Source organism: Streptomyces liangshanensis, assembly GCF_011694815.1.
GTDB lineage: Bacteria > Actinomycetota > Actinomycetes > Streptomycetales > Streptomycetaceae > Streptomyces > Streptomyces liangshanensis.
Window position 1 is genome coordinate 5,498,772 of sequence record NZ_CP050177.1, and the last position, 17,105, is coordinate 5,515,876.

Annotated in this window: 20 protein-coding genes; 11 read left to right on the top strand and 9 right to left on the bottom strand. The window is 69.6% G+C overall.

Features of this window, described 5'->3' with window-relative positions; all coding sequences use genetic code 11:
- Positions 1-67: 67 nt before the first annotated feature.
- The gene (locus tag HA039_RS23850; protein WP_167033239.1) at positions 68-1,063 is read right to left on the bottom strand and encodes a metal ABC transporter substrate-binding protein; all 996 of its coding nucleotides are present in this window, start codon (positions 1,061-1,063) and stop codon (positions 68-70) included.
- Positions 1,064-1,207: 144 nt separating this feature from the next.
- Between HA039_RS23850 and HA039_RS23855 the strand changes: the two genes are divergently transcribed.
- Together HA039_RS23855 and HA039_RS23860 are read left to right on the top strand one after the other, a co-directional pair.
- Positions 1,208-2,590, top strand: coding sequence for a glycine--tRNA ligase (locus HA039_RS23855; RefSeq protein WP_167033241.1), 1,383 nt, complete (start codon positions 1,208-1,210; stop codon positions 2,588-2,590).
- 120 nt (positions 2,591-2,710) lie between these two features.
- Entirely contained in the window at positions 2,711-2,917 is a 207-nt protein-coding gene (locus HA039_RS23860; protein ID WP_167033244.1) for a hypothetical protein, read from the top strand.
- A gap of 70 nt (positions 2,918-2,987) precedes the next feature.
- Here the strand turns inward: HA039_RS23860 and HA039_RS23865 are convergent, their stop codons facing one another.
- Positions 2,988-3,572 carry a TetR/AcrR family transcriptional regulator gene (locus HA039_RS23865; protein ID WP_167033246.1) on the bottom strand — a complete coding sequence of 195 codons (585 nt, stop codon included), beginning with the start codon at positions 3,570-3,572 and terminating at the stop codon, positions 2,988-2,990.
- A gap of 100 nt (positions 3,573-3,672) precedes the next feature.
- Positions 3,673-4,737 (bottom strand): aldo/keto reductase, encoded by a 1,065-nt coding sequence (locus HA039_RS23870; RefSeq protein ID WP_167033250.1) that lies wholly within the window; start codon positions 4,735-4,737, stop codon positions 3,673-3,675.
- A gap of 234 nt (positions 4,738-4,971) precedes the next feature.
- Here HA039_RS23870 and HA039_RS23875 point away from each other — a divergent pair, with 234 nt between their 5' ends.
- Positions 4,972-5,208 (top strand): DUF6243 family protein, encoded by a 237-nt coding sequence (locus HA039_RS23875; protein WP_167033252.1) that lies wholly within the window; start codon positions 4,972-4,974, stop codon positions 5,206-5,208.
- A gap of 121 nt (positions 5,209-5,329) precedes the next feature.
- Here the strand turns inward: HA039_RS23875 and HA039_RS23880 are convergent, their stop codons facing one another.
- Entirely contained in the window at positions 5,330-6,157 is an 828-nt protein-coding gene (locus HA039_RS23880; RefSeq protein ID WP_167033254.1) for an enoyl-CoA hydratase/isomerase family protein, read from the bottom strand.
- A 120-nt stretch (positions 6,158-6,277) separates the two neighbouring features.
- Here HA039_RS23880 and HA039_RS23885 point away from each other — a divergent pair, with 120 nt between their 5' ends.
- The gene (locus HA039_RS23885) at positions 6,278-6,946 is read left to right on the top strand and encodes a hypothetical protein (protein ID WP_167033256.1); all 669 of its coding nucleotides are present in this window, start codon (positions 6,278-6,280) and stop codon (positions 6,944-6,946) included.
- A gap of 61 nt (positions 6,947-7,007) precedes the next feature.
- Here HA039_RS23885 and HA039_RS23890 read toward each other — a convergent pair whose 3' ends face one another.
- The gene (locus HA039_RS23890) at positions 7,008-8,405 is read right to left on the bottom strand and encodes an MFS transporter (RefSeq protein WP_243869697.1); all 1,398 of its coding nucleotides are present in this window, start codon (positions 8,403-8,405) and stop codon (positions 7,008-7,010) included.
- A gap of 194 nt (positions 8,406-8,599) precedes the next feature.
- On the opposite strand from HA039_RS23890, the gene HA039_RS23895 reads away from it, so the two are divergent.
- On the top strand, positions 8,600-9,565 hold the full coding sequence (locus HA039_RS23895; protein WP_425086378.1) for a helix-turn-helix transcriptional regulator: 966 nt from the start codon (positions 8,600-8,602) through the stop codon (positions 9,563-9,565).
- A 126-nt stretch (positions 9,566-9,691) separates the two neighbouring features.
- Here the strand turns inward: HA039_RS23895 and HA039_RS23900 are convergent, their stop codons facing one another.
- A complete protein-coding gene (locus tag HA039_RS23900; protein WP_167033262.1) occupies positions 9,692-11,173 on the bottom strand; it encodes an MFS transporter in 1,482 nt (493 codons plus the stop codon).
- Between the two features lie 64 nt (positions 11,174-11,237).
- On the opposite strand from HA039_RS23900, the gene dusB reads away from it, so the two are divergent.
- Positions 11,238-12,419 (top strand): tRNA dihydrouridine synthase DusB, encoded by a 1,182-nt coding sequence (gene dusB / locus HA039_RS23905; protein WP_167033264.1) that lies wholly within the window; start codon positions 11,238-11,240, stop codon positions 12,417-12,419.
- Positions 12,420-12,439: 20 nt separating this feature from the next.
- Here the strand turns inward: dusB and HA039_RS23910 are convergent, their stop codons facing one another.
- Both HA039_RS23910 and HA039_RS23915 read right to left on the bottom strand, forming a co-directional pair.
- Positions 12,440-12,634, bottom strand: coding sequence for a DUF397 domain-containing protein (locus tag HA039_RS23910; RefSeq protein ID WP_167033266.1), 195 nt, complete (start codon positions 12,632-12,634; stop codon positions 12,440-12,442).
- Positions 12,631-13,458 (bottom strand): helix-turn-helix domain-containing protein, encoded by an 828-nt coding sequence (locus HA039_RS23915; RefSeq protein ID WP_167033268.1) that lies wholly within the window; start codon positions 13,456-13,458, stop codon positions 12,631-12,633. The genes HA039_RS23910 and HA039_RS23915 overlap by 4 nt, the downstream gene beginning before the upstream one ends.
- 119 nt (positions 13,459-13,577) lie before the next feature.
- On the opposite strand from HA039_RS23915, the gene HA039_RS23920 reads away from it, so the two are divergent.
- The 4 genes from HA039_RS23920 (at position 13,578) to HA039_RS23935 (ending at position 15,313) form a co-directional block, all read left to right on the top strand.
- The gene (locus HA039_RS23920; RefSeq protein ID WP_167033270.1) at positions 13,578-13,754 is read left to right on the top strand and encodes a hypothetical protein; all 177 of its coding nucleotides are present in this window, start codon (positions 13,578-13,580) and stop codon (positions 13,752-13,754) included.
- Complete coding sequence (locus HA039_RS23925) at positions 13,751-13,969, top strand: hypothetical protein (RefSeq protein WP_167033272.1); 219 nt, start codon at positions 13,751-13,753, stop codon at positions 13,967-13,969. The genes HA039_RS23920 and HA039_RS23925 overlap by 4 nt, the downstream gene beginning before the upstream one ends.
- 91 nt (positions 13,970-14,060) lie before the next feature.
- Positions 14,061-14,465 carry an Imm50 family immunity protein gene (locus tag HA039_RS23930; protein ID WP_167033274.1) on the top strand — a complete coding sequence of 135 codons (405 nt, stop codon included), beginning with the start codon at positions 14,061-14,063 and terminating at the stop codon, positions 14,463-14,465.
- Positions 14,466-14,842: 377 nt separating this feature from the next.
- Positions 14,843-15,313: a hypothetical protein gene (locus tag HA039_RS23935; RefSeq protein WP_167021950.1), complete on the top strand. Its 471-nt coding sequence runs from the start codon at positions 14,843-14,845 to the stop codon at positions 15,311-15,313.
- Between the two features lie 195 nt (positions 15,314-15,508).
- On the opposite strand, the gene HA039_RS34175 is transcribed toward HA039_RS23935, so the two are convergent.
- Positions 15,509-15,832: a hypothetical protein gene (locus HA039_RS34175; RefSeq protein WP_243869699.1), complete on the bottom strand. Its 324-nt coding sequence runs from the start codon at positions 15,830-15,832 to the stop codon at positions 15,509-15,511.
- 239 nt (positions 15,833-16,071) lie between these two features.
- On the opposite strand from HA039_RS34175, the gene HA039_RS23945 reads away from it, so the two are divergent.
- A complete protein-coding gene (locus HA039_RS23945) occupies positions 16,072-17,058 on the top strand; it encodes a hypothetical protein (RefSeq protein ID WP_167033276.1) in 987 nt (328 codons plus the stop codon).
- Positions 17,059-17,105: the final 47 nt, after the last annotated feature.

Consider the following 17,105-nt stretch of genomic DNA (forward strand, 5'->3'; position numbering starts at 1 on the left):
CGTCGGTATCGCTGTCGGCTGCTTCACGTCTGTTTCAAGCCACATCGCCTCGATCCGGGAGCCTCGCTCACTTCGCGCCCAGAGCCTTTTGGAGCGCGGCGAGATTGGCCTCCATGACCTCCAGGTAGTCAGCGCCCTTGGACTTGTCCGTGATTCCCTCCAGGGGGTCCAGGACGTCCGTCCGCAGGCCCGCGTCCCCGGCGAGGGTCTTCGCGGTCCTGTCGCTGGCGAGCGTCTCGAAGAATACGGTGCTGACCTTGTCCTGCCGGGCAATGGTCCCCAGCTCCTTGACGCGTGCGGGACTGGGCTCCGCCTCGGGGTCGACGCCGGCGATCGCCTCCTGCTCCAGGCCGTACCGCTCGGCGAGGTAGCCGAAGGCGGCGTGGGTGGTGATGAAGGTCTTGGTGGTGGTGTCCGCGAGGCCCTGCTCGAAGGCGGTGTCGAGGGCGCCGAGCTGTCCGACGAGGGTGCCGGTGTTCGTCCGGTACGTGGCGGCGTGGTCCGGGTCCGCCTTCTCCAGGGCGGCGCCGACGCCCTTGGCGACCTCGGCGTACTTCACCGGATCCAGCCAGATGTGGGGGTCCTTGCCGCCCGCGGACTCCTCCGCGTGGTCCTCGTCGCCGTGGTCCTCTTCGCCCGCGTGGTCGTCGTGGCCGTGGCCGGCCTCGGTGCCGTGCTGTTCCAGCGTGGTGAGCGAGGCCGCGTCGACGATCTTTCCCGCGCCGGACTGGCCGATGGCGTCGTCGACGGCGGGGGCGATGCCCTTGAGGTACAGCACGACGTCGGCCTGGCCGAGCCGGGCGGTCTCCCGGGGGCTCAGCTCCAGGTCGTGCGGCTCGGTGCCGGGCTTGGTGAGCGTCGTGACGGAGACATGATCGCCGCCTATGCGCTCGGCCAGGAACTGCATGGGGTAGAACGACGCGGTCACCGCCAGCTTGCCGTCGCTCCCGCCACCGCTCGTGCCTCCGGCCGGGTCGGAGGAGGAGCAGGCGGACAGCGCCAGCAGGCCGAGCGTGACCGCTCCGGCCGTGGCGGCGGTGGGTATCAGACGTCGTACGTTCATGACAGTCATTTTCAACTAATGTGGAAACGATTGTCAACAACGTGCGGTCCTGCCCGTTCCCGCATACCGATTTGATACAGGGGGTGCGGCCGCCGCTAATCTGGGGCATTCGCCGTTCGTCGCCGTCGTAATGAAGAGAGCACCGTGGCCGCCGACAAGATCGACACCATCGTCAACCTGAGCAAGCGCCGTGGCTTCGTCTACCCGTCCAGTGAGATCTATGGTGGTCAGCGGGCCGCCTGGGACTACGGGCCGCTCGGAGTCGAGCTGAAGGAAAACCTCAAGCGCCAGTGGTGGCGCTCCATGGTCACCTCGCGCGAGGACGTCGTCGGTATCGACTCGTCGGTGATCCTTGCCACCGAGGTCTGGGAGGCGTCCGGCCACGTCGCGACCTTCACGGACCCGCTGACCGAATGCACCTCCTGCCACAAGCGTTACCGCGCCGACCACCTGGAGGAGGCGTACGAGGAGAAGCACGGCAAGGCGCCGGTGAACGGCCTCGCCGACCTCAACTGCCCCAACTGCGGCAACAAGGGCACCTTCACCGAGCCCAAGTCGTTCTCGGGTCTTCTTTCCACGCACCTCGGCCCGACCCAGGACACGGGCTCGGTCGCCTACCTGCGCCCCGAGACGGCGCAGGGCATCTTCACCAACTTCGGCCAGGTCCTCCAGACGTCGCGCAAGAAGCCGCCGTTCGGCATCGCGCAGATGGGCAAGTCCTTCCGGAACGAGATCACTCCGGGCAACTTCATCTTCCGCACCCGCGAGTTCGAGCAGATGGAGATGGAGTTCTTCGTCAAGCCGGGCGAGGACGAGAAGTGGCACGAGTACTGGATGGAGCAGCGCTGGAACTGGTACCGCGACCTCGGCCTGCGCGAGGAGAACATGCGGTGGTTCGAGCACGCTCAGGAGAAGCTCGCGCACTACGCGAAGCGCACGGTCGACATCGAGTACCGCTTCTCCTTCGGCGGCAGCGAGTGGGGTGAGCTGGAAGGCGTGGCGAACCGCACCGACTACGACCTCTCCGTGCACTCCAAGGCGTCGGGCCACGACCTGCTGTACTTCGACCAGGAGAACAACGAGCGCTGGACCCCGTACGTCATCGAGCCGGCCGCCGGTGTCGGCCGCGCGATGCTCGCCTTCCTCCTCGACGCGTACAACGAGGACGAGGCGCCCAACGCCAAGGGCGTGCTGGAGAAGCGCACCGTGCTCCGCCTCGACCCGCGCCTCGCGCCGGTCAAGGTCGCGATCCTGCCGCTCTCCCGCAACCCGCAGCTCTCGCCGAAGGCCAAGGGCCTCGCGGAGGACCTGCGGCGCAACTGGAACATCGAGTTCGACGACGCGGGCGCCATCGGCCGCCGCTACCGCCGCCAGGACGAGATCGGCACGCCGTTCTGCGTCACCGTCGACTTCGACACCCTGGAGGACAACGCGGTGACCGTGCGCGAGCGCGACACCATGCTCCAGGAGCGCGTCTCCCTGGACCAGATCCAGGCGTACCTGGGCGGCCGCCTCCTCGGCTGCTGACGTATCACGTTCCCGGCTCGAAGCCCCCGGTTCCGTTACGGAGCCGGGGGCTTCGTCGCACACTGGCGGTACGCCGACGCCCCATGCCCGCACGCCCACGTGTCACAACAGGAGGTTCGGATGCCGTCCACGACCACCAGCACCGTCCGCCGATGGGATCAGCACGGACGCGAGCATGTCGTACGCGTCCAGAAGTCAGGTGTCCTGCGGTCGCTGGTCTGCGACACCTGCGACTGGCGAATAAACGCGCAGTTCCTGCCCTGGCTCAAGGCCGAGGAACACCTGACGGAGGCTCACCAGGCCACGGTGAACCCGGCGAAGGACTGAGGGCGACGGCCCGGGCGACGGGCTGTCGTCCACGACGACCCGGGCGGGCCCCCGCCCCGCGCCGCCCGGGTCAGGTGCGCAGGCCCCGGACCACCAGGTCGCAGACCGCGCTGAACTCGTCGTCCATCGACGGCTTCTGCCACTCGGGGGCGTACGTCGGGTCGTGGAACCGGGCCGTCGCCGCGAAGACCGCGACGGCCACCCGGTGCGGGTCCGGCGCCGTGAACTCGCCCGCCCGCACGCCCTCTTCGACGATCCGGGTGAGCTGGCTCGTCAGTATCGACAGGTGCGTCTCGGTCACGCCGCTGTTCTCGCGGGCGAGCGTGTCGTACGTGGCGAACAGCTCCGGGTCGTCGCCCGCCTTGTGCCGCTTGGCCTCGAACAGGGCCATGAGCCAGCCGCGCAGCTTCTCCGCGCCCCCGGGGGTGATGGCGTCGGTGATGCTCTCCAGCGTGATCTCCGTACGCTCCAGCCAGCGCTGGGTGACCGCCTCGCGGAGCGCGGCCTTCGTCCGGAAGTGGCGGTACACGCTCCCGTGGCTGACACCCAGCAGCCGTGCCACGTCGACCACCGTGGCCTTCGCCGGACCGTAACGGCGCAGGACCTCTTCGGTCGCTTCGAGGATGCGCTCGGCGGTCAGGGTCTCGGTGGTCATCGGGGGAGCGACCTTTCATGGCTGGTACGGCGGCCCTTACCCGTCGACATTACCCGCCACCCGCCCGCCGGGTCGGCCTCCTGTCCGCGGCGCACGCCGCTCAGTGTTCGCTGTCGAGGTGCGCCATCTGGGAGCTCGGGTACCGGTCGCCCTGGGCCGCGCCGGCCGGGACGGCCCGCTCGATGGCGGCCAGGTCGTCGGCGTCGAGCGTCACGGTGAGCGCACCGAGGGACTCGGCCAGCCGGTCGCGGTGACGGGCGCCGACCAGCGGCACGATGTCCTCACCCCGGGACAGCACCCAGGCGATGGCCGTCTGCGCGACGGTCACCCCCTTCTGCTCCGCGACCTTGCGCAGGGACTCGACCAGATCGAGGTTGTGGCGGAGGTTCTCCCCCTGGAAGCGGGGGCTGATCGCCCGGAAGTCGGTTGCCGCCAGCTCGCGGTCCGGCGTGAAGTGGCCGCTGATGAGACCGCGCGACAGCACCCCGTACGCCGTGATGCCTATGCCCAGCTCCCGGGCGGTCGGCAGGATCGTGTCCTCGATGCCGCGCGAGATCAGCGAGTACTCGATCTGGAGGTCGGATATCGGGGCGACGGACGCCGCCCGGCGGAGGGTGTCCGCGCCGGCCTCCGAGAGCCCGATGTGCCGCACATGGCCCGCCTGGACCAGCTCGGCGATCGCGCCGACCGTCTCCTCGACGGGCACGGCCGGGTCGACGCGCGCGATCCGGTAGATGTCGATGTGGTCCGTGCCCAGGCGCTGCAAGGAATACGCCGCGAAGTTCCGCACCGCCGCCGGGCGGCCGTCGACCGGGCCCCACCCGTTGTCGGGGTCGCGCATGCCGCCGAACTTCACGCTGATCACCGCACGCTCACGGGCGCCCGCGGGGGCGGTGCGCAGCGCTTCGTTGATCAGCATCTCGTTGCTGCCCATGCCGTAGAAGTCGCCCGTGTCGATCAGGGTGACACCGGCGTCGAGCGCGGCATGCAGCGTGGCGAGGGACTCGGCGCGGTCCCCGCCCTCGTACAGCGCGGACATGCCCATCGCGCCCAGGCCGAGCGCGGAGACCTGCGGGCCGGTCGAGCCGAGCCGGCGGGTGGGGACGGGGGAGGGGGTGCCCGAGGCGGGGGTGGTCACGGGCGTCGTCTTCTCGGAAGATGTCATGCGACAAGAGTGGCATGACCGATGACAGATTTCAATATCTGTCATTCACTACTTCGGGGGACCCGTCCGGGGGTTTCGGCCGATGTGGGCGAATAACCGCGTGACGGCCGCCCCCCACCCGGTGGTAGCGTCACTGGCATGTTCTTCCAGATCTACGAGTGAGCGCGCGGCGGCCACGGCCCGCCCCCCACCGACGATTCCGCAGATCACTTCACATCACTTCGGGAGAACCCCGTGGCAAAGAGCCGCAACAACCTTCTCGGCGTCGGCGGGCAGCGCAAGAAGCTGTCCCGCGCCGACCAGCAGGGCAACGGCCCCGCCCGTAACGCCGACCGCGCGGTCGCCGCCGACCAGAAGCAGGAGCTGCTCCGCAAGATGCGCGAGCGCGCCGCGGGCGGCGAAGACCAGCAGGCCGACGGCGCCGAAGGCGCCGCGGGTGGGGCGGCCGAGACCGAGACGCCCGCGTCCTGACCTGACACACAGCGATACACGGCGATACACCGCGATACACCGCGTGCCCGTACCCAACGCCAGGCGTTGGGTACGGGCACGCGGTGCTTCACGTCACCGCGATGCGGTGCGGCGCGTCAGCTCATCGCTTCGGGGCGTACCGCGCCGAGTACTCGGCGAGCTTCTCCTCGAACGGCCCGGCCTGCTGAAGCCCGTTCTCGAACGACTGCCTCACCCACTCCCGCACCTCGGGCGTCGCCAGCGCGGCCAGGAACAGGCGGGCCTGCGCCGCGAGTTCGGCCTCCTCCGGGAGCGTGCGCGGATCGACCTCGCTCTTCAGCTCCCGGATCGTACTGACCGAGAACCCGGAGACACGCGTCACGAACGCGTCGACGAACGCCTCGAACTCCGCGTCCGGGACCGCCCTGTTGACGTATCCGTACCGCTCCGCGAGCTCGCCGTCGAAGTCCTCGCCACCCGCCATGATCTCCAGCGCCCGCCCGCGCCCCACCAGGCGCGGCAGGCGCGCGACACCGCCCCCGCCCGGGATGGCACCGGCCGTCACCTCGAACTGGCCCAGCACGGCCCGCTCCCGGCTCGCGAACCGGATGTCGGTGGCGAGCACGAACTCACTGCCCGCCCCCCGGGCGCGCCCGCGGATCGCGCTCACGGTCAGCGCGGGGACCTTGCTCAGGCGGACCAGCACGTCCGTGAACGGCGTCAGGCCCTCCACCAGAGGTGGCTGGCCCGCGAGCGCCGAACCGTCGTCGGCGAGGTCCCAGTGCGCGAGGAAGTAGTCGGGATCGGCGCTCTCGAAGAGGATCACCGCGAGGTCCGGATCGTTCTCCGCCGCCTCCAGGATCGCGCGCAACTCGATGATGAACTGCGACCCCACCAGGTTGACCGGCGGATTCTCGATGGACACCCGCCACAGGGAGGCGGAGGACCTGGTGAGGGTGAGTTGTGTCATGAAAAGGAAGATATCGGGCGAATCAACGTTTCACGGCCCCCGACTCGTACCCGCATGACCGGATGTCCCCCGACGGGCAGCGGCGGGGCTGATGTCAGAGGGGTCCGGTTGGATGGGGACGTGACTGTCTACGACGTAGCCCGCCGGCTTCCCGCCATCGCCGACCTGCGGGACCTGTGCCGCTCGCTTGCGATGCTCGACGCGATCCTGAGCCCGGAGTGGGAGAGCCGATACCACTCCTTCGCCGCCGATTGGGCGGAAGGCGAGGAAATGGCCTCGATGCGCGACGGGTCAGGAGACGACTGGTCCATCGTCTTCTCGGCGGCCGGGGCCTACATACGGGGCTTCGGCCACGAATCGCCGATGAGCCCGTACGGCCGCGACGGCGGGCCCTGGCCGGGAGTGATCGACGATGTTCCCGCTGCCTTCAAGCCCTTCGTCGAGGACCCGGCGTTCACCGACGAGGACGGCGTCCCCGTGGTGACGGCCTGCTTGTGGCGTGAGGCGAAGGACGATCGGTGGCACCACGGCACGATCGACTTCCCGTCGAACCACGTCGACCCTGACGGGGCGACGGGTCTGTTCCAGCTACTGGTCGACCGATCACCCGAAGCGTTCCAGAGCTTCGCCGAGGACTATTACGAGGTCTCCGTGGATCTGGGAGCGGTGCGTGACCTGTATGCCTTGCGGCCGCTGGATCAGGAGCTCGTGTCGTTGTTGAACGTGGAGGTCACCCTGGCGGACCTGGCCGAAGACATCTCCGGAATCGGCTATCCGCAGGCCCGTTGAGAATCGATCCGCCTGCCCGCCGGCACGTTTTGCCGGCGGGCTGCGCCGGGCGGGCCGTCCTCTAGCTCACCGTTCGGGGCAGGCGCAGGCTCAGCAGGCCCGTCAGCAGGATCAGGCCCATCATCGCCAGCAGGGTGACCGTCAGCGCGTACCCCATGCCCTGGGAGGTCGTCAGGCTCAGGAACAGCGTCCCCAGCGTGGCCACCCCCAGCGCCAGCGACGCCTGCTGCGCCGTGACCATCACGCCGCTGCCCACACCCGCCCGCTCGGGCGGTACGTCGGAGAGCACGATGCGGAACAGGTTCGGCAGCTGGAGGCCGCCGCCCAGGCCCGCCACGGCCACCCCCGGCAGCAGGTCCAGCGCGCTGACCGACGGCCAGTCCTGCCAGACGCGCAGGGCCAGCAGTCCCAGCCCGGTGAGCTGGATCGCCGCACCGACCGTCAGTACGCGCGTGCCGTAGCGCGCGAGCAGCCGCGGACCCGCCAGCGACGCCGCGAAGAACGTCACCGCCAGGGGCACCAGCGCCAGCCCCGACCCGACCGCGCTCATGTGCAGGCCCTGCTGGAGCCCGATCGCGAGGACGAACATGAACCCGCCGAAGCAGATCGCGAACGGCACGGTCAGGCCCACCCCGCGCCGCAGCGAGACCAGCCGGAACAGGCTCGGCGGCAGCAGCGGTATCCGCCCCTGCCGGTCCTCGCGCCGCTCCACCCACAGGAACGCCGCCGTGGCCACCGGGAAGGCGCCCAGCGTGATCCAGGTCCACAGCGGCCACCCCGCCGCGCGGCCCTCGGTCAGCGGTACGAGCAGCGTCACCAGGGCCGTGGTCAGCAGCAGCGTGCCCGGTACGTCGATCGGCGCGGGCTGCTGGGACTTGGTCTCCGGCACCGTACGGAACGCCAGGAAGAGACCGATCAGCGCGACCGGTACGTTCACCAGGAAGATCGCCCGCCAGCCGCTCCCGCCGATGTCCGCCGCCACCAGCACGCCGCCCAGGATCTGGCCCGCCACCATGGAGAGCCCCGCGGTCGCGCCGTACAGGCTGAGCGCCTTCGCCCGCCGCTCCCCGGCCGTCGTCGCGTGGATGGTGGCCAGCACCTGCGGCAGCATCAGCGCCGCCGCCGCGCCTTGGGCCACCCGCGCGCCCACCAGCGTCCAAGCGTCGGGCGCCAGACCGCAGGCCAGCGAGGTGATGCCGAAGGCCGCGATGCCCGCGATGAACAGGCGCCGGCGGCCGAGCGTGTCGCCGAGCCGACCGCCGAGGACGAGGAGGACGGCGTACGCGACGCCGTAACCGGCCACGACCAGTTCGAGCAGGGCGGGGCCCGCCGACAGGTCCTTGTCGATCGTCGGCAGGGCGACGTTGACGATGAAGAAGTCGATCAGGGGAAGGGCCGCTCCGAGCAGGACGGTGAACAGGCCGAGGCTGCCGAGGACCGGGCCGTGGTCGTGGATCACCGGACCGGGAGAGGAAGCGGAGGTGGAGGAAGAAGGGGAAGCGGGAGGGGCCGTGGCCGGAACACCGGACTGCGGACGGGATGCTGTACTCACGGAAGCCAGACTCACCCTGTTGGAAGCCTGGTACCAGAGTGTCTTTATCCTGGTACAAGGAGTACCTGGCAATGGGCTGAGGCCTCCTGCAACCTGGAGGAATGGCAACGATGGTGCAGGAAAGTGGCACGACGCCCTCCGGCGGACCCGACGTGGCATCCGACGGGCCCGACGTGACACCCGACGCGACACCCGACGGGCAGCCCCTCCGCGAGCCCGACATCCGCCGCCACGAACTGGCCGGCTTCCTCCGCAGCCGCCGCGAGCGCATCCTGCCCGAGCAGGTCGGCCTCCCGCGCGGCATCCGCCGGCGCACGCCGGGCCTGCGCCGCGAAGAGGTCGCCCAGCTCTCCGCCGTGGGCGTCACCTGGTACACGTGGCTCGAACAGGCCAGGCCCATCCAGGTCTCCGCCCAGGTCCTCGACGCCCTCTCCCGTGCCCTGCTCCTCGACCGCAGCGAGCGCGCCCACCTCTTCGCCCTGGCCGGCGCCGTGGACCCCGCGCCCGGCACGCCGTGCGCCACCATCACCCCCGCCGTACGGTCGATGCTGGAGCGCCTGGAGCCGTTCCCGGCCTGCGTGCAGAACAGCCGGTACGACATCCTCGCGTACAACCGCACCTACGCCCTGATGATGCGCGACATGGACGCCCTGGCACCCGAGGACCGCAACTGCATCTGGCTCGCCTTCACCGACGCGCAGTGGCAGGCCTCCCTGATGAACCCCCGGGAGACCAAGCGGACGCTCGTGGCCCGCTTCCGCTCCGACATGGCCGAGCACCTCGCCGAGCCGCCGTGGAAGGCGCTGCTCGCGCGGCTGCGGAACGCGTCGCCGGAGTTCCGCGAGATCTGGGAGCGCCACGAGGTGATCGGCAACACGACCCGGAGCAAGCGATTCGTGAACGCGCGCGTCGGGACGCTCAACGTCGTCCACACGAACCTCTGGCTCGGGCCGACGGCCGGGTCCCGGCTGGTCAGTTACGTCCCCGAGGACGAGGAGACGCGGGCCCGGCTGGAGAAGCTCCTGACCCTGAAGACGCTGGAGGCGCGCCAGCCGGCGGCACTCTGACGGTACGGGCGCGGGCGGGGCCTGCGGGCGCGGGGACGAGGGTGGGTCCTACGGACGCGGGGACGAGGGCGGGTCCTACGGACGCGGGGACGAGGGTGGGTCCTACGGACGCGGGCAGACCGCGTCTCAGGCCCGCGACCCCGCCGCCGACGTCCGGTCGTCCGGCGACGGGTCCAGCTTCCGCGCCGTACGTACGGCCGTCCCGCGCGCCCACGTCCCGCTGCTCAGCAACCCCACCACCAGCACCGCCGCCCCGCACCCCGTGATGATCCACCACGCCGGCCGGCTCGCGTCCGCGAACTCGCGCGCCCCGGCCGCCGAGGCCATCCGGCCCGTGGCGGACAGCGCCACCCCGCCCGCCAGTACGGCCCCGATCACCGCGACGCCCAGCGTCTGCCCGATCTGACGGCTCGTCGACGCGACGGCGGCGGCCACCCCCGCCTGGGAATTGGGCATGCCGGAGACGGCGGTGTTCGTGATCGGCGCGTTCACCATGCCGAAGCCGATGCCGAAGATCACGTACCCGGTGAAGAGCAGCGGAGTGTGCTGCTCCGCCTTGAACGCGGCGAACAGCACCCCGCTCGCCGTCATCGCGATCCCGGCGACCAGCAGCGACAGCCGCGGCCCCCGGTTGCCGACCAGCCGCCCGGACAGCGGGGCGCACAGGAAGGTCATGGCCGCCATCGGCAGGATGTACAGCCCGGCCTTGAGCGCCGACAGCCCGCGTACGTCCTGGAGGTAGAGCGTGTTCAGGAAGAGGAACCCGCTCAGCCCGGCGAACGAGCACACGGCGATCAGCGTGGCCCCGCTGAACGGCGCGCTGCTGAAGAACCGCAGGTCGATCAGGGGCTCGTCGCGCCTCGGCTCGTACAGGATCAGGGCGATCAGCGACAGTATCGAGAAGCCCGCGAAGGGCAGGATCTCGGGCGAGGTCCAACCGGACTTGGGCGCCTCGATGATCGCGTACGTCAGGGTCGCCAGCACCCCGATGACCAGCAGCTGACCCACCGGGTCGGGCCTGCGGGCCTTCGGCGCGCGCGACTCGGGGACGTACCGCCAGGTCAGGATGAGCGCGGTGATCCCGATCGGGATGTTCAGCCAGAAGATCGCCCGCCAGCTGATCGTGTCCACCAGCAGCCCGCCGATGATCGGCCCCAGCGCCAGCGAGATGCCGACCACCGCGCCCCAGGCGCCGATGGCGCGGGCGCGCTCGCGCCGCTCGGTGAAGGTGTTGGTGATGATCGACACCGCCACCGGGTTGAGCATCGAGCCGCCCACGGCCTGGAGGATCCGGAACGCGACGAGCGATTCCAGGTTCGGCGCGGCCGAGCAGAGCGCCGAGCCGACCGTGAAGACCACCAGCCCGGTCATGAAGACCTTGCGCCGGCCGATCCGGTCGGCGGTGGAGCCCGCGAGCAGCAGCAGGGACGCCAGGACGAGGGTGTACGCGTCGATGGTCCACTGGAGCCCCGCGACCGACGCGTGCAGATCCTTCTGCAACGTGGGGAGGGCGACGTTCAGGATCGTGTTGTCGAGGCTGACGATCAGCAGGCTCATGCAGCAGATCACCAGCACCAGGGTCCGCCGCCGGCGGCTGAGCTCAGGCATGAGCACGATAGTACGTCTAACTAACCATTCTCCGAGGGAGGGGTCGGTGGGCCACAATGGTGAGATGACCGCAGCACTGTCCCCGTCCGCGTTCCCGTCCGCCGCCCCGCTCGCGACACTGTCGCCGCTGGTCATCGGCCCGTACGCGGTGCGCCCGCCGGTGGTCCTCGCCCCCATGGCCGGCATCACGAACGCGCCCTTCCGGACGCTGTGCCGCGAGTTCAGCGGGGGCAAGGGGCTGTTCGTCAGTGAGATGATCACCACACGGGCGCTCGTCGAACGCAACGAGAAGACCATGCAGCTGATCCGTTTCGACGCGTCGGAGACGCCGCGCTCGATCCAGCTGTACGGGGTCGACCCGGTCACCGTCGGCAAGGCGGTCCGCATGATCGTGGACGAGGGCCTCGCCGACCACATCGACCTGAACTTCGGCTGCCCGGTCCCGAAGGTCACCCGCAAGGGCGGCGGCTCGGCCCTCCCGTACAAGCGGCCCCTGCTGCGCGCGATCCTGCACGAGGCGGTCTCGAACGCCGGCGACCTCCCCGTCACCATGAAGATGCGCAAGGGCATCGACGACGACCACATCACGTACCTCGACGCGGGGCGGATCGCGGTCGAGGAGGGCGTGACGGCGATCGCCCTGCACGGCAGGACGGCGGCACAGCACTACGGCGGCACGGCGGACTGGGACGCGATCGCGCGCCTCAAGGAGCACGTGCCGGAGATCCCGGTCCTCGGCAACGGCGACATCTGGTCGGCGGACGACGCGCTGCGGATGATGCGCGAGACCGGCTGCGACGGGGTGGTGGTCGGTCGCGGCTGCCTGGGCCGGCCGTGGCTCTTCGGCGACCTGGTGGCCGCCTTCGAGGGTACGGGGGCCCCGGCGCGCCCCGGCCTGCGCGAGGTGTCGGCCGTGATGCTCCGTCACGCGGAACTGCTGGGGGAGTGGATCGGCGACGAGGCGCGCGGCGTGATCGACTTCCGCAAGCACGTGGCGTGGTACCTGAAGGGGTTCGCGGTCGGCTCGGAGATGCGGCGGCGCCTGGCGATCAGCTCGTCCCTGGCCGAACTGGGGGCGCTCCTCTCGGAGTTGGACCTCGACCAGCCGTGGCCGGACGGCGCGGACGGCCCACGCGGCCGCACGTCGGGCAACAACCGCGTGGTCCTGCCGGACGGCTGGCTGAAGGACCCGTACGACTGCTCGGGCGTGAGCGCGGACGCGGAACTGGACACGTCCGGAGGGTGACGCTGCGCTGGGCGTGTGCCTCAGCGGGTGACGTACGCGACGAAGTCCGCCCACGCGGAGGCGGAGACGACGAGCGCGGGCCCGCTGGGGTTCTTGCTGTCGCGCACGGGGACTCGACCGGGGAGGTCGTCGGCCACCTCCAGGCACTCCCCGCCCTCGCCGTTGCTGTAACTGCTCTTGCGCCAGCTGTTGTCGGCGTTGCGGCTGAGGCTCATCTCCGGATCTCCTTCATCGCGGCCTGGATCAGATCAACTGACTCCGCCGGGCTGCATGCCCTGATCCGGGAGTGATCATAGGCGAGGGCGTACCTCGCCACCTGCTCCGGATTCATGAAGAGGTCGCCGGTAAAGGCTCCTTCAAGGTAGGCCACCCTTGGCCGGTCCGGAAGGTCCAGCAGGCACAGCGTGCCGCCCAGGGCGGGGTGGGCACCCACGTCGGTGCGGATGATCTGGATGACGGCCGTCGAGCCGTGTGCCAACTGCGCCAAGTGGCCGAGCTGATCGACCATGGCCTCGGGCCCGCAGATGGGGCGCCGGAGCAACTCCTCCTCCAAGACGAACCACAGGGTAGGCGGCTTCGCCCGGCGAAGGATTTCCTGACGTTCCAGGCGCTTCTGGATCCGGCGTTCCACCTCGTCGTCGCTCTCCTGCAACCGCGAGTTGTTGATCAGGGCCCGCACGTATCCCTCTGTCTGCAACAACCCGGGGATGAACGACGACGTGTAGGTACTGATGGCCGTCGCGGCACTCTCCAGGTTCGCGTACGACCGAACCCGGTCGGTGGAACTGGGCGACCTACTCGCGAACTGCTGCAGCCGCGCGAACAACCCATCCGTCTCCAAAGCCACGTCCAGCGCTGTCGCGTTGGCCAACGTCGCCGGAACCAGGCCCAGTTCGATCTGCGCGATACGACTCCCCGTCATATGCGCCACCGCGGCCAACTTGGTCTGACTCCACCCCCGGGCCTCCCGCCGAAGGCGTAACTCCGCGCCCAGGAAAGCCTCCGGACTGGTGTACGGATCCAACTCCTTGCCCGCCAAGTGAAATCACCGCTCTTTATGCTCGGGCCGTCAAGGGCTACCCCCTGTTGAGCGTAGTCGCGGAAGCCGATTCTTGTTGCACAGACGGTGATGAAGCGATGACGGAGGGCCCAACCCCCATGTGTGACCGAGCCCTGGAACCCCCCGCTCCCGACGGATCGGCCCAGTTGGAGGCCGTCGTGGAGAGCCGGGGCTTCCATCGCCTCCTGCCGCCTGACGACGGGGCGGCCTGCGCCCCGGTGACGGACGAACTGTTGGAGCGGGTGCTCCACGGACTGAGGCGGTTGGCGGAATGAAGGACAAGAGCAACGCGCGACGAGTTCTGGCGCGGCTGACGGAGGAATTCGGCACGGACGGCACCCTGATCGTGCCGAAGCCGAATCCCGGAGTGCGCGCCGCCGAAGGCGCGGAAGGCGCCGACCTGATCCCCGGCTCCGCCCTCCGCTGGCCCCGCTGCGAATGCGGCAATTCCGTCTGCCCCGACTACGAAGCGCCCCGGGACCGACCGTAAGGCCAACTCGGCCCGGAGCGAGCCAAATCCGGACCCAAGGCCACCACTCGGTGGCCGAGGTCTGATTGCCGCCTCGGATAAGCTGATCCTCATGGACCCTGTGTGGTCGGATCTCCTCGTCGATGCCGAACGACTGACTTCCCTTTACGCCGAGCTTCCGCCTTTGGAAGGCTTGCTGCTCAGGTCGGTCCATCTGAGTCCGTACGGCCCTGGCCTCACCTTGCGGGTAGAGCTTCCTCGCTACCCGGACCGAGTTCCCGTCGCCTGGGCTGAGGACGGCTCCGATCGACTTGAGGTTCAGATCCATTTCCGCGGAGCCGGGTATGCGCTCGATTTCGCGGCTGCGGGGGCTCTCCAGGTCAGCCACCTCAATGCCTACCGCTCCGGAACGGGGAACCCGTACTCTGTGCGGCGCCACTTCGAGAGCCGCGTGGATCAGCGTTTGTACGAGACGCTGCCGCCCGTCACCGGAAGGCCGTTCTATGACCGTCCATGATTGGTCGCTCAGCATCTCCGATCCGCGCCCGCTTGGCGAGGTTCTGGGGACACCGCCTCCGCCGTTGACCGCGTACGAACTGACCTTCTTCCATGTCGACGAAAGGGAGGCCTCGGTCTGGAGTGAAAGACCTCTCGATGGAGGGCTGGAGCAGTGAGCCGTTCACCTCTGTCTCACTGGGCAGGTCGCACGTCGAGTTGAGCGGCGACGGGAGAAGGGTGGCTTTCGACGTTGCCGAGATCAGAGCTGGTCCTCCGACGGGGCGTCTGACCGGCCGGGGTTGGTAGGACGAGGGCCGTCATGTGTCCGGTCCGTACACGACGAAGCTCCGGTTGAGTGCCGGTGACCGGTCAAGTTGTGCGAATACCCTGTGGTTCATGACCGAGCGAGTCGTTTCTCTCGCGTGGCACTGGATCGCCGAGACGTCGAGCGACGGCGCGCATCGCTTCTGCGGGATTCGTGTCACCGCACCGCCCGGCGAGATCGGTGATCCGGACGCCTGGGCAGTTGTCGGGCTGGTTCAGGGTGCGATCGACCGCATGCTGGAGGAGTTGGCGTCGCAGCCGGTGCCGCACGCGGCGGCCGACATGGGCGCCGCAGCGCTGTTCGCCGCGGCCGGCGCCGATCCGCGCGGCTATTGCGCATTGCCCGAGGGCACCGAGCTCTTCGACGGTGAAGAGGCCTATCTCGTACGCTCGGACGCAACCGGCGCCCGCCTGCTGTGGTGTGACTACGCGACCAAGGAACTCCGGGAAGTCGCGGCGGACTTCGCTGCCTACCTTGCAGGCTGGAAGGCCGTGCGCGACGCGATCGGACAGGATGGCAGCGCTGTTCTCCGGGCCAGGTGATCAGCCGTCCTGCCTGGTCGGTGTTGAGCCACTTGACCGAGCCGGCGAAGAAGACCGTGCGGGCCACCGGGGCCCTGTCCGTGCCGATCAGGTCGATCTCCGGGTCGAAACGGCGGTTCCACCAGCCGCCCACGGCCTCGGTCTCCGGCCAGGGGAAGTCGGTGGTTCCGGCGGCGAGGGCGAGTGACTCCCGGATCAGGGTTCCACGGCGCGGCCGCGGCGGGCCTGTTCGTGGGCGGCGCGCAGGGCGGCCAGGTACGGGCGCAGGTTGCTGTCGGCGACCCGGTGCAGTGCGGGCTTGCCCGGCTTGTCGGACAGGGGGTGGTCGACCGCCGGGATCCGCTTCTCCTCGGAGAGTTTGCGCAGGAGGGGGAGAGTGCCCCGGAGGGCAGGGGCGTTCTCCGGTTTCCGGCGGTGGCGGCGATGTTGGCGTGGGTACGGTCTCCGCTGCCGACCGGTTCCAGGACCCGGCAGGCCTGGTCCGGTGCGGGGAAGACCGGCGAGGCCGGGTCCGCGCACTCGGCCTCCAGGAACGCGAGCGCGGGAGTGCCCTACGGCCAGGGGCGGAGGTGGATGCGTTTGTCGGATTGTCCTGGAGTGTCATGAGGTGTCAAAGAGAACGCCAAGGTCTTCCAGGGGATGCATCCTTTGTCGCTCCCAGGGGTCGAACAGGCTGGTCAACAGACTGCTCGTCCCCTTCGTCGGGGCGCGTACCGGGCACACGACGGTCCGCCCGGCGATTTCTTACGGAGAGATCCATGCGTATTCGCGCAACGGCAGCCATCGCTGTCGTGTCGGGCGCCATCGCCCTCACCGCGGCCGTCGTACCGGCCGCTCAGGCGTCCGGTACGGCTCAGGCCGCCGCCCCGTGGCGCCACCTCGCCGCCCAGGCGCAGGCCGCCCAGCCCGCCCGTACGGCCCACGCGGCAACGGGCGCGACGCCCTTCGGCAGCCGCGCGGCGGTCAAGGCCGCCGCACAGCCGCCCGCACTGAACGTGACCTTCTCGAAGGTGCTCGTGAACAGCGGCAAGCCCGTCGCCCTGGGCATCGCCACCTACGCTCACGTGCCGTACACGTACACACTCGTGGCGAAGAACGCCAACCCGGCCGCCTCCGACTTCCTCACCGGGCTCTTCCTCTACCGGGGCTCCGCCGCCGACCCGGCCAACGAGTTGGACGGCTGGGACCCGGCGAAATGCCAGGTCACCTCCAGCACCAGCGGACCGGACTCGGTCGTCACCACCGAGACGTGCAAGGGCACGATCGACATCAACGCGGGCGAGGGCGATGTCTGGAACGCCGACGCCGGTACGTCGTGGCACACGGGCGCCGTGGCCATCGACCTCAACGGACAGGACCCGGAGAAGGCGGACCCGGCCAAGGTCTCGGTCGCCGAGAAGGACGGCTTCGCCGCGCCCGCGCTACAGCGCATCTCCAAGCTGACGGTCAACGCCTCGCCCGAGCCGGTCAAGAAGGGCAAGACGATCACCATCACCGGGGCGCTCACCCGGGCGAACTGGGAGACCAACAAGTACGGCGGTTACGCCGGTCAGCACGTCAAGCTCCAGTTCCGCAAGAAGACCAGCTCCACCTACACGACCCTCAAGACCGTGACCACCGACGCGCACGGCAACCTCAAGACCACGTCCAAGGCCACGGTCGACGGCTACTGGCGCTACTCGTTCGCCGGTGTCTCCACCACCACCGCGGTCTCCGCGGCCGGCGACTTCGTCGACGTGCGCTGACGCCGGACACCAACTGGCGCGTCCCTGCCGGGTAGTGGCCCGGCAGG

Bases quoted from the DNA above. Each gene is read 5' to 3' on its own strand.
- HA039_RS23850 (WP_167033239.1), bottom strand. From the start codon at position 1,063: ATGAACGTACGACGTCTGATACCCACCGCCGCCACGGCCGGAGCGGTC.
- HA039_RS23860 (WP_167033244.1), top strand. From the start codon at position 2,711: ATGCCGTCCACGACCACCAGCACCGTCCGCCGATGGGATCAGCACGGA.
- HA039_RS23865 (WP_167033246.1), bottom strand. From the start codon at position 3,572: ATGACCACCGAGACCCTGACCGCCGAGCGCATCCTCGAAGCGACCGAA.
- HA039_RS23870 (WP_167033250.1), bottom strand. From the start codon at position 4,737: ATGACATCTTCCGAGAAGACGACGCCCGTGACCACCCCCGCCTCGGGC.
- HA039_RS23880 (WP_167033254.1), bottom strand. From the start codon at position 6,157: ATGACACAACTCACCCTCACCAGGTCCTCCGCCTCCCTGTGGCGGGTG.
- HA039_RS23895 (WP_425086378.1), top strand. From the start codon at position 8,600: ATGGCAACGATGGTGCAGGAAAGTGGCACGACGCCCTCCGGCGGACCC.
- HA039_RS23900 (WP_167033262.1), bottom strand. From the start codon at position 11,173: ATGCCTGAGCTCAGCCGCCGGCGGCGGACCCTGGTGCTGGTGATCTGC.
- dusB (WP_167033264.1), top strand. From the start codon at position 11,238: ATGACCGCAGCACTGTCCCCGTCCGCGTTCCCGTCCGCCGCCCCGCTC.
- HA039_RS23910 (WP_167033266.1), bottom strand. From the start codon at position 12,634: ATGAGCCTCAGCCGCAACGCCGACAACAGCTGGCGCAAGAGCAGTTAC.
- HA039_RS23920 (WP_167033270.1), top strand. From the start codon at position 13,578: ATGTGTGACCGAGCCCTGGAACCCCCCGCTCCCGACGGATCGGCCCAG.
- HA039_RS23925 (WP_167033272.1), top strand. From the start codon at position 13,751: ATGAAGGACAAGAGCAACGCGCGACGAGTTCTGGCGCGGCTGACGGAG.
- HA039_RS23930 (WP_167033274.1), top strand. From the start codon at position 14,061: ATGGACCCTGTGTGGTCGGATCTCCTCGTCGATGCCGAACGACTGACT.
- HA039_RS23935 (WP_167021950.1), top strand. From the start codon at position 14,843: ATGACCGAGCGAGTCGTTTCTCTCGCGTGGCACTGGATCGCCGAGACG.
- HA039_RS23945 (WP_167033276.1), top strand. From the start codon at position 16,072: ATGCGTATTCGCGCAACGGCAGCCATCGCTGTCGTGTCGGGCGCCATC.